Raw genomic sequence first — 16326 nt, forward strand, 5'->3', positions numbered from 1 at the left:
GAATTCTCCCAGCTAATTAAGTTGGGAGTGGATTGAAACCACCGATTAGTGGTGGTTGTGGCGATGGTGTTATCGATTCTCCCAGCTAATTAAGTTGGGAGTGGATTGAAACCGCTAACATTATAGGCGCTCTCGATTTCGAGCGGATTCTCCCAGCTAATTAAGTTGGGAGTGGATTGAAACGCTGCGTCACTGTTTGCTGTGTTTTGCTGCGATGGATTCTCCCAGCTAATTAAGTTGGGAGTGGATTGAAACGTGCAGGTGGTGGGTTGTTATTCGTGGGTAGTCCCATTCTCCCAGCTAATTAAGTTGGGAGTGGATTGAAACGCTGCGTCACTGTTTGCTGTGTTTTGCTGCGATGGATTCTCCCAGCTAATTAAGTTGGGAGTGGATTGAAACGTGCAGGTGGTGGGTTGTTATTCGTGGGTAGTCCCATTCTCCCAGCTAATTAAGTTGGGAGTGGATTGAAACGTCGTCGCTATCGATTTCAGCGTCGCCCACGGTTTCATTCTCCCAGCTAATTAAGTTGGGAGTGGATTGAAACATCGCTTGGTATCCTTAATCATTATGATTTTTCCTATTCTCCCAGCTAATTAAGTTGGGAGTGGATTGAAACGTGACACCAAAAACGGCGAAAATAGAGTAATACCCTATTCTCCCAGCTAATTAAGTTGGGAGTGGATTGAAACACTAGAGTCGCAATTGACTAGCCAGTTTTATGACATTCTCCCAGCTAATTAAGTTGGGAGTGGATTGAAACCATTTTTTTGATCCTCAAAAACAGCTAGCCCACCGAATTCTCCCAGCTAATTAAGTTGGGAGTGGATTGAAACAGGCCGGGTTGTATCAGGATGATATTGTGATTCGCATTCTCCCAGCTAATTAAGTTGGGAGTGGATTGAAACTGGCTCAGCTTATAGGTTTTGCCGTTACGCAGATGATTCTCCCAGCTAATTAAGTTGGGAGTGGATTGAAACCTCAAATAGTAAATAACGGCCTCAATTCCCACCGCACATTCTCCCAGCTAATTAAGTTGGGAGTGGATTGAAACAAAGGCGCTGCTGGCGGGCGCATATTTAACGCTAGCATTCTCCCAGCTAATTAAGTTGGGAGTGGATTGAAACACTGGCAAACTTTGGCGCTAACTTAACAACCATCAGCTAAAGCTGAAGGGTTAGGCGTGGGTCGCAGAGGACTGAACGTCCACCCAATATCGCGCCCCACGCTTTTAATAGATTTTCATCCTATTACCTTAATTGCAATTGCAAAACTAAGCTTGCTAAAGCTAACCGTCTAAAGACGGTGGTTTTAACCTTGAAGACGGACTAATAAACCGACTCCAGCATTCTCCCAGCTAATTAAGTTGGGAGTGGATTGAAACGATTAATGACGGCATGGAAACTCCCCTAGGCGACCATTCTCCCAGCTAATTAAGTTGGGAGTGGATTGAAACAGATTAGGCGTTATTTTGAGGCTGGGTTAATACGGATTCTCCCAGCTAATTAAGTTGGGAGTGGATTGAAACAGCATTTTTATGTTTTTGATTGTGATGCCCGACAGATTCTCCCAGCTAATTAAGTTGGGAGTGGATTGAAACAACAGGGGCAATCGGAAAATAAGACATCACAAAAATTCTCCCAGCTAATTAAGTTGGGAGTGGATTGAAACAGATAAAAATGAACACCGCTGAAGCATCAGCGGATTCTCCCAGCTAATTAAGTTGGGAGTGGATTAAAACCTTTTGTGTAACGTCGAACAATGAGCATCATTCTATTCTCCCAGCTAATTAAGTTGGGAGTGGATTGAAACTGTGCCACCGACTTGAGCACTCTTCTTGAATACGACATTCTCCCAGCTAATTAAGTTGGGAGTGGATTGAAACACTGAGGACGATTTCCATAATCCACACCCAAGGTATTCTCCCAGCTAATTAAGTTGGGAGTGGATTGAAACTTAAATGAGTTGTACGCTTTTGGTCTTCCTGTCATGATTCTCCCAGCTAATTAAGTTGGGAGTGGATTGAAACGCACTTTGCCCAACCCTTCGCGCGTTTTTCCGCATTCTCCCAGCTAATTAAGTTGGGAGTGGATTGAAACTGTAGTACTAGCACTCATGGCTTTAGCGGCATTAATTCTCCCAGCTAATTAAGTTGGGAGTGGATTGAAACTATTGCAGCGTATTGCAGACGGATCGTAGCCAATATTCTCCCAGCTAATTAAGTTGGGAGAGTTGACTTTATATATAACACCTTATACATCAATTAGCATTTTATTAGTTAACTAAGTTGATAATATGCTATAATTTAAATACCTTAACTTTATCATTTACATTTCTACTCTATGAAACATCTACTTATCGATATTAGCGCCCACGGTTTTGGGCATCTGGCTCAGACAGCCGCTATATTAAATGCTCTACCATCATCAAACATAAAAATAACGATTCGCTCACTCGCACCAGAAAAAGTTTTACGTGATCGCATCCGGCATAATTTTGAATTAATACCTTATCAGCAAGATAATGGCATGATTATGCATGACGCATTAAATGTTGATGCGGAATCTAGCTTTCAATGGTATCAACATTTTCACGAAAATTATTCGCAAAAAGTTAATCAAGCGACGCAAGAACTACGCCTATTAAAGCCAGATTTAGTGTTTTCAGATATTCCCTACTTGAGTTTAGAGGCTGCTCACGCTTTAAATATCCCCAGTATTGCTTTATGCTCGCTCAATTGGGCTGATATTTTTCAAGCCTATTGTGGGCATTTTACTAGTGCTCAGCCTATTCACACCCAAATACTACAGGCCTATCAAAAAGCAAATATTTTTCTCCAGCCTACCCCTTCTATGCCCATGCCAACTCTGAGCAATACGCAAACTATCGACGTATTGGCTGCTCGCGGCACTCAACAAAAACATTTGTTACAGCAACGATTAAACTTACCGCCGCAAGCTAAATGTGTATTAGTTTCCTTAGGAGGTATTGAAATAAACTATCCATTAAATACTTGGCCTCAAATAGAAAATGTCTATTGGATATTTCCTGATCAGGTGCTGCTAGCACAACGGGCGGACTGGATACCCCAATCACAGGCACAAATGAATTACTTAGATCTACTCGCCTCTTGTGATGTTGTTATTACAAAAACTGGCTATGGAACCCAAACCGAAGCGGTCATTAATCAAATCCCTACCCTTTGTATCGAGCGCCAAGAATGGCCTGAACAACCCTATTTACAGGCTTGGCAGGAGCAGCATGGAGAAGTCATTTATACGGAGTGGGATACTATTTTACAAGGTAATTTTACTAATCATATTAATGCCTTACTTAATACAATCTGGACTAAACCTTGCCCAAACTATCAAGGGGCAAACCAAGCTGCTGCTTACATTGAAAAATACCTTAACTCTGAATTTAACCTATAAAATATAGCTTAAATAGTAATTATCGAATAAATTACCTATATAGAATATATATTAACAGGAAAGCTTTGATTATGAAGACCCTATTAGGATTACTACATTTTAGTATTGCGGCGTGGGCTATTTATAGTATATACCAAAGCAATGCTCCTACCGGCGCTAAAGTACTATGGTCATTAGCCGTCTTTTTCTTCCCCATTGTTGGTTTATTAGCTTGGTTCTTTGTTGGGCCTAAATAACTTTATTACTCTGGAGCTATAAAAATGCTTATGCTAGATTCAGTTTATTGCATGGAAGGTTTATTTAATCAATTAGGTTTACCTTCTGATAAAGCGTCAATTACTCAGTTCATTACTGATCATCAGCTAGCAGAAAATACCAAACTAACTGAAGCTAGTTTTTGGACACCTTCTCAAGCTAGATTTTTATGTGAAGGATTAGCGCAAAATGCCGAATGGGCTATTGTTATTGATGAGCTTAATGCACAATTGCATAGCAATTATTTCTAGCTGGGGTTGATATTCATGGCAAAGTGATTAGGGAGTTTATTAACAGTTTTTTTAACTCTTCTAAAGAATGCCCCTAAGTGAGATACCAAAAGTTTAAAGTTTTGGTCTATAGTTATGCTTTTACTGACCAAAAAGTAAGCTATGAAAAATCAACTATTGACCGGCCTTATGATCACATTGCTGCTCAGCACCTCAGTTGTTTATGCCAAAGGCGTTTCATGCAAATCATTCAGCAAACAATCCGATGCTCAGGACTATGTCAACGCTAAGAAGCAAGGCTGGAAGAGCCTTGACCGAGACGGCGATGGTGAAGCCTGTGAATGCCTGCCGGGTGGGTCAAAATATGGTGAAAGCGTCTGCCGCAGTTGGCGCAAAAAGAACGGGAAATAAACAAAAGCCCTAGAACAGGGCTTTTGTATTAGGGCTTGGGCGTGTCTGTAGGTGCGGGTGTATCACAATGTTCCTCTGGCTTTTTGCCCAGCGTCTTTGCAATCGCCACACAGGCCGCATCAAACGCCTTGCCCGTTGCGGTGGATACACTCGCCGCCGTTTCAGAGACAGCCTTAGTAGTGGTGTCGGTTAATTCCGTCGCCTTGCTTGCTGTGGCTTCACCTAAATGTTTAACCTCATCCACCGCGTGTTTGGACAGCTCTCCAGCTTGCATTTTCACCCTAGCAAAACTCAATGCCTGAGCCTCTGCTGCTCGCCGTGCGGCCTCAGCGGCGGCTTGTTGTTGGGCTTGATAACCCCATAACCCCGCACCAAAAGCCAGCGCCGATACTGCTATTACACTTAAAGCCGCTTGACGTAGCCAAGTCGATTGCGCCTGAGCGGCAAAAAACTTAGCCACTCCAAACGTCACCACCCGCCCGATGATAAAAACCGCAATCACGGGGATAATGAATTGATAAAAAATCAATCCATCTACCTGATCAATGAACATCTGAGGCAAATACTCACGCAGCACTAGGGCATAAATCACCGCCACCCAAAACCCGACCGCGTCCATCAACACCGCCAGCACCACGCCCCACACCGAAAAGCCCACGGCCCACATCATGCCCAGCCCTACCAGCACCGTAGTCAGGATCATACTAATCACCGCCACTAAGCGCCGACCCGTGTACCAGTAATACCAATAGCTTTTAAGCATGATCTCACCTTGTTTTGGCTTTTATAAAGGCATAAAACACCTTATTAGCGCTGGCTGGGAATAATAAAACCTCTAATAAGCCCTGCTTGTTCTTCCATGCTATGACGCTTTCATTAGAAATATCCGGCTCCATAGGCTCTAAGCCCATTAATTTCAAAGCACTTTTATCATATACCGCTGACTCTAAATTATTCACCGTGATCCAGTCTGCTTTGCCATCAATAAATACAATCTCTGTACTCATAGGCTGGTAATAACATTTATTGCCATATTTAACCTTTTCACAATGAGAGGCTGTGCCTAATAGCCTATCAACATCGGCCTTAGAGCTAAGAACTATCTGGGGAATATCTAATGCAGGTGCTTTTTTATCTTTTATAGTTTCAGCGGGAGTCGGGGCAAATTTACTTTGCACTTTACCACTCTCAGGCTGTTTCAACACCGCTGCGGGGGGGTCTATGGTGCTTAAAGCCTTTTGACGCTCTACTACCGATTCAGGTGCTTTCCCTGCCGAATCAGGCTTCTCCTCCTCTGCTTTGGTTACTGGTTCAGGTTTAAACTCATCCGTTTTGGTTACTGGTTCGGGCTTAAACTCTTCTGTTTTGGTTACTGGTTCAGGTTTAAAATCCTCCGGTTTTACTAACGGATCGAACTTAAACTCTTCTGCTTTTGCTATTGGTTCGGGTTTAAATTCCTCTGCTTTGGTTACTGGTTCGGGTTTAAACTCCTCTGCTTTTGCTAGCGGATCGGGTTTAAACTCTTCTGCTTTGGTTACTGGTTCGGGTTTAAACTCTTCTGCTTTGGTTACTGGTTTAGGCTTAAATTCCTCTGCCTTTTTGCAAGACTCATTAAAAAATGACGCATTGAGTGCCATTTCAATAGCGACATTACTGCAAGCCTTATTATCTTTACAGGGTTGAAAGAATTCTCTGTTCCAGCGGGTGAAATACGCAGTACCGACCTTCACCAAGTCCTCGGCTTGAGTGGCTTTATAAGCATCCCAACGTTTATCCAGCTCCAAAAATCGCGTAGCTAAAACCTCATCACCACACACTGTCGCCTCAGAAGGGCTTTGCCTAACATTATCACACCACACAGGACGCTCAACGGCGGCTGCCATACCGGCATACATCAAGCCCAATAGCACAACTATTGCTCTTTTCATTTAAAACACTCTTTGGGGTAAAAGTGCATTGAATGAAATTTTCAAGGATAGATCAATAAAACCTCTCATTCCAAACGCGCAACCCACCCAACTAGGCGAGCAAGGACGACCGAACAATATAGGGGCGGTTCATCCCCAATGGGCAAAAAGAAGGTATTTATAGAGGAAAAGCTTGAAAACAGTTGTGCCAGAATTGCACCAAGGCTTGAGATAACAGCAGAAACAAAAAAGGGCTGCCTAAGCAACCCTTTGATATATATGGCGGAGAGCGAGGGATTCGAACCCCCGGAGGTATAACCCTCAACGGTTTTCAAGACCGCCGCTTTCGACCGCTCAGCCAGCTCTCCGAAATCAGGACGCAAATACTAATCAAAATAAAAAAATAAAGCTAGCCCCTTTACGAAAAAAACTTCATCATTTGTGAATAATTCTGTTACTGGCAACACAGCCCTCCTGTGATAGACTGTTGACCCTTGTTTTTCCCTGATGAATGGTTGTCCCTACATGGATCAAAGTAAAGCCTCGCTGACCTATCGTAGTGCTGGTGTTGATATTGACGCTGGCGATTCCCTCGTAGAACGCATTAAACCCCATGCCGCTCGTACTCGTCGCCCCGAAATGCTCGGCGGACTCGGTGGCTTTGGTGCTCTGACAGCTATTCCTGCGCGTTATAAAAATCCTATCCTCGTTTCGGGTACTGATGGCGTGGGTACTAAACTTAAACTCGCCATTGATACCAAAATCTATGACACCATTGGCATTGATCTAGTCGCCATGTGTGTGAATGATATTATTGTCAGTGGTGCTGAGCCGCTCTTTTTCCTCGACTACTACGCCACCGGAAAGCTCGATGTAGAGGCTGCCGAGCAAGTCATAAAAGGCATTGCCGAGGGCTGCTATCAAGCCGGAGCCGCTCTAGTCGGGGGTGAAACCGCCGAAATGCCGGGGATGTATCATGGTAATGATTTTGATTTAGCCGGTTTTTGTGTCGGTGTGGTAGAGCGTGATGAAATCATTGATCAAAAGCGAGTCAAAGCGGGTGATGTACTCTTAGGTCTAGCCTCCTCAGGCCCTCACTCCAATGGTTACTCCCTGATTCGTAAAGTGTTGGAAGTATCAGGTGCTTCATTAGATAGTGCCTTTGATGGAACCACACTCGGTCGTGCCTTACTCGAACCTACCCGTATTTATGCCAAGTTAGTATTGCAATTGATTGAGCACTACAAAGACGGTTTACATGGTTTAGCCCATATTACCGGCGGCGGTTTAACCGAAAACTTGCCACGGGTATTGCCTGAGCATACGCAAGCGAATATTAGTCTCTCTAGCTGGCAGCGCCCTAAAGTCTTTGAGTGGTTACAAACTGAGGGCAATATTGCCGATGATGAAATGCTGCGTACCTTTAATTGTGGTATCGGCATGGTGCTAGTGGTCGATGCCGCACAAGCCGATAGTATGCTGAAAGCCTGCCAAGACAGTGGTATTCAAGGGTGGCGGCTGGGTGAGATTGCCACTAGCTCACGCACAGAGCCCTTTGTGCAATACCAAGCATAGGGCTTGAGCGTGAAAACAAAACGTATCGTGGTACTCATTTCAGGGAGTGGTTCTAATCTACAAGCCCTGATTGATCAAGTCCATCAAGACCCACAGGTGCCTGCTGACATTGTGGCGGTGATTAGTAACCGCCCTGATGCCTATGGTTTAGAGCGAGCGAAAACTGCAGCGATTCCGGCTCAAGTATTGGATCATAAGACCTTTCCGAGCCGAGAGGCGTTTGATTCAGCCTTGCAAGCGCTGATTGATACTTATGCACCTGACTATGTGATATTGGCGGGCTTTATGCGGATTTTAACGGCTGATTTTGTTAGCCACTATCACGGGCGGATGATTAATATTCACCCCTCGCTCTTGCCTGATTATAAAGGGACACATACCCATGAGCGGGTGCTCGCCGATGGTAAAGCCGAGCATGGCGCGAGTGTACATTTTGTCACGGCTGAGCTAGATGGGGGGCCGGTGATTATGCAGGTAAAAATTCCGGTGTTGCCATCCGATACCCCCGAACTGCTCGCCGCGCGTTTACTCACACAAGAGCATAGGGTTTATCCTGAGGTCGTGAAGCAGTTAGTGAATGATCGGATAGTATTAGGTGCTCAGGGTATTGAGGTGGAAGGTCGCTTGCTGACTCAGCCTTTATTACTGGCAAATGGCTAAGCTGAGGCCCTTTACATCCCACCATCCCTGCGTGTTCATACGCGGGGGTGAACTGTGCTAACCGCGAGTACCAATGCTATGATTAACGTGCTCCCGCCTTATCAGTGGGGATGAATCGATAGATTTTTGGATAGAATACCTATGCAAGCACTGACTCTTAATGATCTTCACCCTCAATATGTCCTCGATCCCAAAGGACAACAAACGGCTGTTATTATCAGTCTGGATAAAATCAAAGCGTTATTAGAGCGTCTCAATGAATTAGAAGCTGAGCAAGCATGGGATGAGCAAATCGCCGCCGATGCTGCTCATGGTAAACTGGATTTTCTACTGCAAGAAGCCTTAGACGCTGAGCAAAAAGGTCAGCTCATCGACCTATGAAACACAAGGCCACCCCACGGTTTTGGCAGTGCTTTCAAGAACTCCCTGCGCCTATACAAGCATTGGCACGGCGTAATTATAGACAGCTTAGAGAAAATCCTTTGCATCCCTCCTTGCATTTCAAAGAGGTCGGTAATTTCTGGTCAGTACGTGTAGGCTTGCATTACCGTGCGTTAGCAGTTGCCCGCCCACATGGTTATACCTGGGTCTGGATAGGACATCATGCGACTTATGATCAATTAATCAAATGATAAACTAACCAAAACTATCCCTTTACTCTTATAATTCAATAACCTAACAAGCTGAACATATTAGACCTCTTGCAAAAACTGTCGAAGATACCCCCCTCCCAACCTCCCCCCTGTCAGGAGGAGGAGCAAGATCGGCTCCCTCCCATGCCAAGGGGAGGGCTGGGGTGGGGTTATTTTCACAAGAAGCCTATTATAATAACCCCCGCAAACGATACAACGCCTCTAACGCTTGGCGTGGGGTGAGTTCATCAGGATTCACCGCTACTAAGGCCGCTTTGATTTTCTCCGCCTTTTCATCGGTCACTTGCTCAGGCGCTGGAATAGGCACCTCTAAAGCTAATGCTAAGGTCTTACCCACTTGACGCTTTGCGGTAGTTTGTACCTCGTGACTATCGCGCTCTAAACTCTGTAATTTACGCCGCGCTTGAGCAATAACTACCTTAGGTACACCCGCTAATTGTGCTACCTGTAGGCCATAACTTTGACTCGCCGCCCCCTCTTTCACCGCATGCAAAAACACGATTTTATCCCCATGCTCCACCGCATCGATGTGTACATTAGCAATGGTATGAATCTGCTCGGTTAAATGGGTTAGCTCAAAGTAATGGGTTGCAAATAAAGTAAAGGCTTGGCGCTCACGGGCTAGATAATCGGCAAAGGCCCAGGCTAAGGATAGACCATCAAAGGTACTCGTACCGCGCCCAATTTCATCCATTAATACCAAACTTTGCGCCGTGGCATTATTAAGAATATTGGCTGCTTCGGTCATTTCCACCATAAAGGTTGAACGTCCGGTACTGAGATCATCTTGCGCCCCAATGCGGGTAAAAATGCGATCAATCGGGCCAATACGAGCCGATTTTGCCGGAATATACGAGCCAATATGCGCCATTAACACAATCAAGGCCACTTGACGCATATAGGTTGATTTACCCCCCATATTCGGTCCCGTGATCATGAGCATGCGCCGTTCGGAGTGCAACAGCAGATCATTCGGTACAAAGGGATCGAGTAAGGTCTGCTCCACCACCGGATGCCGCCCCCCTTCAATACTAATACCAATCTCATCAGTCAAGGTGGGGCTGTTATAATTTAAGGTACTCGCACGCTCAGCAAAGTTACTCAATACATCCAGCTCGGCAATATATTGCGCAGCGGTACGTAAGGGCATGAGATAGGTATTCAGCGTTTGCAGCAGTTCCTCATATAAAGCGCGTTCACGGGCGAGGGAGCGCTCACGGGCGGAGAGGACTTTATCCTCAAACCGTTTCAGCTCAGGCAGAATAAAACGCTCGACCCCTTTTAAGGTTTGCCGCCGAATATAATCCGCCGGAATACGGCTGAGTTGGCTTTGGGGTACTTCGACATAATAGCCATGCACGCGGTTATAGGCGACTTTCAGATTTTGAATGCCGGTGCGAGCGCGTTCACGGGTTTCTAAATCGAGCAAATATTGATCTGCGTTTTCGCTTAAATTACGTAACTCATCGAGTTCAGCATCAAACCCCTCTTTAATCACGCCCCCGTCGCGAATCACCACGGGCGGATTATCAATAATCGCATTAATCAGTAATTGCGTCAGTTCGGTATGTTGTCCAATACCCTGCTGGAGCTGTTGCAAATGGGGATGCTGCGGTGCTCCGAGCCGCTTATGTAATTCAGGCAATACTAATAGGGAATCACGCAAGGTCGATAAATCACGCGGACGTGCTGTCCCTAGAGCAATACGACTGGCGATCCGCTCTAAATCACCAATCCCGCGCATGCAATCGTGTAGTACTTTAAATTGCTCTTGTTTGAGTAAGACCCCCACACATTCATGGCGTAACCGCAGGGGGCGACGCTCCCGCAAGGGTTTATGCAGCCAGCGGCGCAATAGACGGCTGCCCATACTGGTCGCGGTTTTATCCAGCACCGAAATCAGCGTATTTTTGTGCTCACCACTGAGGCTATATTCCAGCTCTAAATTTTTACGGCTGGCACTATCGAGCATAATGCCTTCATCGGTTTGCTCAAGGATGAGGTTATTAATATGCGGCAGAGCCGAGCGCTGGGTTTCTTGTACGTAATTCAGTAAGGCACCAGCGGCTTGTAGTGCAACGGTTAAGTGCTGACAGCCAAAGCCGGTTAAATCCCGTGTACCTAATTGGCGTAGTAGTAAACGCTGAGCGGTTTCTAAATCAAAATGCCAAGCCGGACGTAGTGTGGCATGACAGCTAGGGGTAAAATCTAAACGCCATTCTTCATCATGGAGCAGTTCAGCCGGTTGTAAACGCCCTAGCTCATTGCTGAGGGTGGTAGTATCCGCCATTTCCTGCACGGTAAAGCGTCCGGTACTGAGGTCTAAGCAGGCTAAACCATAGCGCGTGTTCTGGCGCTGAGTGTGGCGATGGAGTGCGACCAAGAGGTTATCGCGCCGATCTTCTAATAAGTAATCATCCGTCACGGTACCCGGCGTGAGTAGGCGGGTGATTTTACGCTCCACGGGGCCTTTCGCTTTAGCCGGATCACCGATTTGCTCACAGATGGCGACGGATTCGCCGAGTTTTAGCAGTTTAGCTAAATATTGCTCGACCGCGTGATAGGGGACACCTGCCATTGGAATGGGTGCGCCATTAGAGTTGCCGCGTGCGGTGAGGGTAATGTCGAGTAAGGCGGCTGCTTTTTTAGCATCCTCCATAAATAGCTCATAAAAGTCACCCATACGATAAAAAAGCAATATGTGCGGATATTCAGATTTGATGCGAAAATATTGTTGCATCATGGGGGTATGGTCTTTTAATGCTTTACTATCAATCATTTAACTGGCTTTTTGTGTCTAAATTTCTAATGAGTGGTCTAACAGCTTTAGACTCGGAAAGGATGGGGTTTTGGTTGGGTTTTAGGATACCTTACTATCACTCATACTGATAGCGCCGAAGTTTCATTGGCTGAATGATCAAACACCCTAAACATCTCAAAGAGCGTATGTCATAGTTTGAAATATCACATGCTTTTAACTAGTTATATAGTATGTTATAGCTATAGGTGTTTGCCCCGTTTTATTCGATAAGGGATCTATCATGATACGTATTCTATCGGCTCTCTGCCTCAGTTGGGCTATGGCGAGTGGTTCCGTGGTATGGGCCGATGCCGCCCAAGATTTCCAGAACGCTACCATCGCCTACGAAAAGCAAGACTATACGACAGCGCTGAAGCTTTTTAAATCTTTGGCCGAACAAGGTCATGTTAAGGCTCAACACAACCTAGGGTTTATGTATGCCAACGGCGAGGGAGTCGCGCAAGATTATAGCAAAGCCGTGGAGTGGTTGACCAAAGCGGCAGGACAAGGCCATAAAAAAGCTCAAGAAGCGTTAAAGTGGCTCAATAAACAATAATCCTTGATTCCGAGGTTTTAACACTTATTTAATTAATTGATCATAAGCCGCGTGGTGGCCTATCCAGACCCACACATAACCCTCTGGTACGCACAGGGCTAATGCACGATAGTGGATACCCACCCGCGCCGACCATAACCTTTTACGGGGATTAACTTCCTTAAAATGTAAAGAGGGATGCAGTGGGTTTTCCCGCAAGAGTTGATAGTTTCGGCGGGCGAGTTGGCGAATATACTCTGGTAATTGACGATAAGTAGACCAGAAACTACGGGCAGCGGCGTGTTTCATCGAAAACGTAATTTGCCAGCATCATAGTCTTGTTGAGCTTCGTCTAGCAAAGAATCAAGTTTTCCCGCTTCCGCATCGGCAGCGATTTGCTCATCCCATGTCTGAGCGGCTTCTAATTCATTAAGACGTTCTAATAACGCTTTGATTTTGTCCAGACTGATAATAACAGCCGTTTGTTGTCCTTTGGTATCAAGGACATATTGAGGGTGAAGGTCATTAAGGGTTAGAGCATGCATTAGTATTCTATCCAAAAATCCATCAGTTTATCCCACCTCTACGGGGGATACGGCTACATCAGATAATAGCATACGCCCCAGCAGGGAACACTAACCCCGCTTGGGGATTCGTAACACCAAAACCGTGAAGGTTGCAGAATTCCGGTCATAACCCCGCAGGGGGATTCGTAACACAACCCACAAGTATTGGAGCGAATGGGCGGAAGACTGTCATAACCCCGCAGGGGGATTCGTAACTGATGCACCCTTTCCGGTGATTTACGGGCGGCATTTGTCATAACCTCGCAGGGGGATTCGTAACCCCTGATCTCAGCGCATATTGTCCTCAACACACCGCGACCAGACAGGTAAATTTCAGCTTAAACCCATTGATGTACACACATCAACCGCATCACTTTAATTACCCGCTAGCGACTGTATGGCAACCTCAGGCGCTACAGATACGATTTTGAGCAACGCCACGGCGGGGCCTGTAGGGTAGCGGCGGTGTTGCTCCCAGTTTTGTAGGGTTCTAGCACTGATCCTGATGAGTTTGGCAAACTCTTGTTGGGATAATCCGGTCTTTTCACGAATACCTTTCACATCTATCGCCTCTATAGTAAAGCGGCGACTGGCGGGCATTTCGTTTTTGGCAATGGCTTTGGCTTCTTTTAGGCTCTGGACGAGATCATTAAACAGTTCGGTATCCATTAAAGCTCCTTGACTAATTCACGCAAGATAGCGGTTTCACGGTCGGTGAGGGTGTCTTTAGCGGATTTGGGGTAAGCAAGGAGCATGTAAATTTGGTGCTGTTCATTGAGCCAGTAGTAAATGGCTCGCATCCCTCCGCTTTTACCTTGACCCGCCAGAGAATAGCGAATTTTACGTATTCCACCCCCTCCCTTGATCAAGTTCCCGCGTTCTGGGTCGTCGATGAGGAGGTTTTGCAAGCCTCGATATTCCTCATCAGAGAGCAGCGCTAGGATTTGACGAGTAAAGGTCGGGGTTTCTATGAATTCCATGCTATACCTCAATGGCGTAGGACTCAAGGTTTATTCGCTGTGATGGGGTGTTCTGCTTTGGATAGTTCAGCGTTGGGCGGTTCATCTCCACGTATGCTGGGGAGCGCTCATCCCGCAGGGGGATTCGTAACATAAGCGGGAAGTATTCGCAACCGTCGTCGTGTAGTGTCATACCCCGCAAGGGGATTCGTAACCCGTCGATATTTTAGATAGCCAGCAGGGAATACTTGCGTCATAACCCCGCAAGGGGATTCGTAACCGGGCAATACAATAAGGGTATTTACAATCCGCTAGAGTCATAACCCCGCATGGGGATTCGTAACACAAACCGAGCGCTACCTACGCCAACGCCGCACCACGTCATAACCCCGCATGGGGATTCGTAACCATTGCTACAGTGGCAAAATCACTAGGCTGATACTCGTCATAACCCCGCATGGGGATTCGTAACAGCAGTGCAAATGAAGCCGAAACAGCCCGACTGGACGTCATAACCCCGCATGGGGATTCGTAACGCGGAAATATTCAGCAGGGCGCACCAACTAGCCAAGGTCATAACCCCGCATGGGGATTCGTAACATCGCGTCTCGCAACAAGCAGGCGATACAGTCTACTGTCATAACCCCGCAAGGGGATTCGTAACGTTATGACGTGTATCCCTAAAACTGACACGGGTACAGTGATAACCCCGCATGGGGATTCGTAACATGCTTGCGGGGTGGGGTCGGTAGCGGCCTGCGTAGCGTCATAACCCCGCATGGGGATTCGTAACCGTCTTAAACAAGTTTCCGCAGTAAAATCTTCTGACGTCATAACCCCGCATGGGGATTCGTAACCTCCCGTGGTGGCAATCTCAACCCCGCCTAGATTGTGTCATAACCCCGCATGGGGATTCGTAACCGCTATAGCCAGATAGCCAGTTATGGCATTCTAGGCGGTCATAACCCCGCATGGGGATTCGTAACTTGAGTGGGTTGCTAACGTAACTATTAACCTAGAGCGTCATAACCCCGCATGGGGATTCGTAACCATTTATCAATCAATCAAAAACGGAGTTAAAGACGTGTCATAACCCCGCATGGGGATTCGTAACGAAAATGGAACTATAGTAGAAGTTATATACTTCCAAGTCATAACCCCGCATGGGGATTCGTAACCGCTTTTATTGTTGTGCTTTGCATATCCGCGTTAAGTCATAACCCCGCATGGGGATTCGTAACCAGATTTTACGCTATCAACTGACTCATCAAGCAAAGTCATAACCCCGCATGGGGATTCGTAACGATTATTCTATCGTATGGCGAGATAGCCGCTATTGATGTCATAACCCCGCATGGGGATTCGTAACGCGCAGCGCCACAGGATCAATATTAGGACGCTGCTTGTCATAACCCCGCATGGGGATTCGTAACCCCTGATCTCAGCGCATTTTGCCCACAACACACCGCGACCAGACAGGTGAATCTCAGCTTAACCCATTGATCTACACACATCAACCCCCTGGCTCTACTACTGCACTGGGGGTCGAAGTACTAACTTTTGCTCGCTTTAGCGAGTTCTTCATTAATCAACTCTCTTAAGCGAGCCTCTTGCTCCTTGGTAAAAATCGAACCGCTTGCATTTGCTGCAATTAAAAGGTCTGGATTTTCAAGGGTAAAAACAAGTCTCATCATGATTTCAGCATGCAAAGAACGATTGCTTGCTCTTGCAATTGCTTCAAGCCTTTCTCTTATTTCAGGCTCTAATCGTAACGAGTATGGCTGTGGTCTGATGTCAGTATTCATTTTTATATGATTTATTGGTAGCCAAAAAGATTCAATGAGTATTTTGGATTCCTATTGACTACTAAAAACTACTAAACAATAATGTAGTTATAAAGAATACTAAGGATTCGTCATGAACAACCAAAGAGGACAACCTATCTCTGTTCGTTTGCCAGAAAACATAAGGCAATGGATTAAAGAGAAATCTCAAAAAAATGATAGAAGTGTTCTGGTCAAGCAATCCCTGACAGATTTAATTGAGACAACTCAAACTCCACTGGCGTTTGATTACCATTAGCCGTATGTAAACGCTCATGGTTGTAATAACGAATATAGTCCTCCACATCCTCTTTCATGGCTTGTCGGGTCAGGTGGTTGACCTTTAATAACCATTCGTTCTTCAAACTACCAAAAAAACGCTCCACCACGGCATTATCCCAGCAGGCACCCACTCCACTCATCGAGGCTTGTATACCATGCTGTTTCAATAAGTTACCAAAGCGTTGGCTGGTGTATTGCGAGCCTTGATCACTATGAAACATCAGGCCAGACGGGGGATTCCT

Annotated in this window: 18 protein-coding genes, 1 tRNA gene and 3 CRISPR repeat arrays; of the genes, 9 read left to right on the plus strand and 10 right to left on the minus strand. The window is 45.9% G+C overall.

All coding sequences use genetic code 11. The annotated features are described in order from the left end of the window. Positions 1 to 2 precede the first annotated feature (2 nt). Positions 3 to 1125: a CRISPR direct-repeat array (repeat unit 37 nt; unit sequence ATTCTCCCAGCTAATTAAGTTGGGAGTGGATTGAAAC). Between the two features lie 219 nt (positions 1126 to 1344). Continuing rightward, positions 1345 to 2167: a CRISPR direct-repeat array (repeat unit 37 nt; unit sequence ATTCTCCCAGCTAATTAAGTTGGGAGTGGATTGAAAC). Between the two features lie 172 nt (positions 2168 to 2339). From A3IK_RS0113345 to A3IK_RS20905, 4 genes are all read left to right on the plus strand, one after another. Continuing rightward, a complete protein-coding gene (locus A3IK_RS0113345; RefSeq protein ID WP_020560485.1) occupies positions 2340 to 3428 on the plus strand; it encodes a hypothetical protein in 1089 nt (362 codons plus the stop codon). A gap of 71 nt (positions 3429 to 3499) precedes the next feature. Beyond that, positions 3500 to 3664 (plus strand): PLD nuclease N-terminal domain-containing protein, encoded by a 165-nt coding sequence (locus A3IK_RS20900; protein WP_020560486.1) that lies wholly within the window; start codon positions 3500 to 3502, stop codon positions 3662 to 3664. A gap of 24 nt (positions 3665 to 3688) precedes the next feature. Further along, positions 3689 to 3934 (plus strand): DUF2789 domain-containing protein, encoded by a 246-nt coding sequence (locus tag A3IK_RS0113355; RefSeq protein ID WP_020560487.1) that lies wholly within the window; start codon positions 3689 to 3691, stop codon positions 3932 to 3934. Positions 3935 to 4075: 141 nt separating this feature from the next. After that, positions 4076 to 4324, plus strand: a complete 249-nt coding sequence (locus A3IK_RS20905) for an excalibur calcium-binding domain-containing protein (protein ID WP_083915739.1) — start codon at positions 4076 to 4078, stop codon at positions 4322 to 4324. A 28-nt stretch (positions 4325 to 4352) separates the two neighbouring features. Here the strand turns inward: A3IK_RS20905 and A3IK_RS0113365 are convergent, their stop codons facing one another. From A3IK_RS0113365 to A3IK_RS0113375, 3 genes are all read right to left on the minus strand, one after another. After that, positions 4353 to 5087 (minus strand): hypothetical protein, encoded by a 735-nt coding sequence (locus tag A3IK_RS0113365; protein ID WP_020560489.1) that lies wholly within the window; start codon positions 5085 to 5087, stop codon positions 4353 to 4355. Positions 5088 to 5091: 4 nt separating this feature from the next. Continuing rightward, complete coding sequence (locus A3IK_RS0113370) at positions 5092 to 6252, minus strand: hypothetical protein (RefSeq protein ID WP_020560490.1); 1161 nt, start codon at positions 6250 to 6252, stop codon at positions 5092 to 5094. A 259-nt stretch (positions 6253 to 6511) separates the two neighbouring features. Beyond that, a tRNA-Ser gene (locus A3IK_RS0113375) sits at positions 6512 to 6599 on the minus strand. A gap of 157 nt (positions 6600 to 6756) precedes the next feature. Here A3IK_RS0113375 and purM point away from each other — a divergent pair. From purM to A3IK_RS0113395, 4 genes are all read left to right on the plus strand, one after another. After that, positions 6757 to 7806 (plus strand): phosphoribosylformylglycinamidine cyclo-ligase, encoded by a 1050-nt coding sequence (gene purM, locus A3IK_RS0113380; protein ID WP_020560491.1) that lies wholly within the window; start codon positions 6757 to 6759, stop codon positions 7804 to 7806. A 9-nt stretch (positions 7807 to 7815) separates the two neighbouring features. After that, positions 7816 to 8466 (plus strand): phosphoribosylglycinamide formyltransferase, encoded by a 651-nt coding sequence (gene purN / locus A3IK_RS0113385; RefSeq protein WP_020560492.1) that lies wholly within the window; start codon positions 7816 to 7818, stop codon positions 8464 to 8466. 141 nt (positions 8467 to 8607) lie between these two features. Continuing rightward, complete coding sequence (locus A3IK_RS19465; RefSeq protein ID WP_020560493.1) at positions 8608 to 8847, plus strand: hypothetical protein; 240 nt, start codon at positions 8608 to 8610, stop codon at positions 8845 to 8847. Then, positions 8844 to 9098 (plus strand): ParE family toxin-like protein, encoded by a 255-nt coding sequence (locus tag A3IK_RS0113395; protein WP_020560494.1) that lies wholly within the window; start codon positions 8844 to 8846, stop codon positions 9096 to 9098. Before A3IK_RS19465 ends, A3IK_RS0113395 begins: the two co-directional genes overlap by 4 nt. Positions 9099 to 9288: 190 nt before the next feature. Here the strand turns inward: A3IK_RS0113395 and mutS are convergent, their stop codons facing one another. After that, entirely contained in the window at positions 9289 to 11898 is a 2610-nt protein-coding gene (gene mutS / locus A3IK_RS0113400; protein WP_020560495.1) for a DNA mismatch repair protein MutS, read from the minus strand. Positions 11899 to 12160: 262 nt separating this feature from the next. Here mutS and A3IK_RS0113405 point away from each other — a divergent pair, with 262 nt between their 5' ends. Then, positions 12161 to 12475 carry a tetratricopeptide repeat protein gene (locus A3IK_RS0113405; RefSeq protein ID WP_020560496.1) on the plus strand — a complete coding sequence of 105 codons (315 nt, stop codon included), beginning with the start codon at positions 12161 to 12163 and terminating at the stop codon, positions 12473 to 12475. A gap of 24 nt (positions 12476 to 12499) precedes the next feature. Here the strand turns inward: A3IK_RS0113405 and A3IK_RS0113410 are convergent, their stop codons facing one another. The 6 genes from A3IK_RS0113410 to A3IK_RS0113435 all read right to left on the minus strand — a co-directional run. Next, positions 12500 to 12763: a ParE family toxin-like protein gene (locus A3IK_RS0113410; RefSeq protein ID WP_020560497.1), complete on the minus strand. Its 264-nt coding sequence runs from the start codon at positions 12761 to 12763 to the stop codon at positions 12500 to 12502. After that, positions 12760 to 12999: a hypothetical protein gene (locus tag A3IK_RS19470; protein ID WP_020560498.1), complete on the minus strand. Its 240-nt coding sequence runs from the start codon at positions 12997 to 12999 to the stop codon at positions 12760 to 12762. The genes A3IK_RS0113410 and A3IK_RS19470 overlap by 4 nt, the downstream gene beginning before the upstream one ends. A gap of 396 nt (positions 13000 to 13395) precedes the next feature. Next, a complete protein-coding gene (locus A3IK_RS0113420) occupies positions 13396 to 13689 on the minus strand; it encodes a helix-turn-helix domain-containing protein (RefSeq protein WP_020560499.1) in 294 nt (97 codons plus the stop codon). Further along, positions 13689 to 14000, minus strand: a complete 312-nt coding sequence (locus A3IK_RS0113425) for a type II toxin-antitoxin system RelE/ParE family toxin (RefSeq protein ID WP_020560500.1) — start codon at positions 13998 to 14000, stop codon at positions 13689 to 13691. Before A3IK_RS0113425 ends, A3IK_RS0113420 begins: the two co-directional genes overlap by 1 nt. Before the next feature lie 231 nt (positions 14001 to 14231). Next, a CRISPR array of direct repeats spans positions 14232 to 15412; the repeat unit is 28 nt; unit sequence GTCATAACCCCGCATGGGGATTCGTAAC. Positions 15413 to 15532: 120 nt separating this feature from the next. Then, on the minus strand, positions 15533 to 15784 hold the full coding sequence (locus A3IK_RS0113430) for an Arc family DNA-binding protein (protein ID WP_020560501.1): 252 nt from the start codon (positions 15782 to 15784) through the stop codon (positions 15533 to 15535). A 212-nt stretch (positions 15785 to 15996) separates the two neighbouring features. Then, positions 15997 to 16326: IS3 family transposase (locus A3IK_RS0113435; protein ID WP_026220970.1), on the minus strand; the 330-nt coding region annotated here is incomplete at its 5' end.

Source organism: Thiofilum flexile DSM 14609 (assembly GCF_000380185.1).
Taxonomy (GTDB): Bacteria; Pseudomonadota; Gammaproteobacteria; order Thiotrichales; family Thiotrichaceae; genus Thiofilum; species Thiofilum flexile.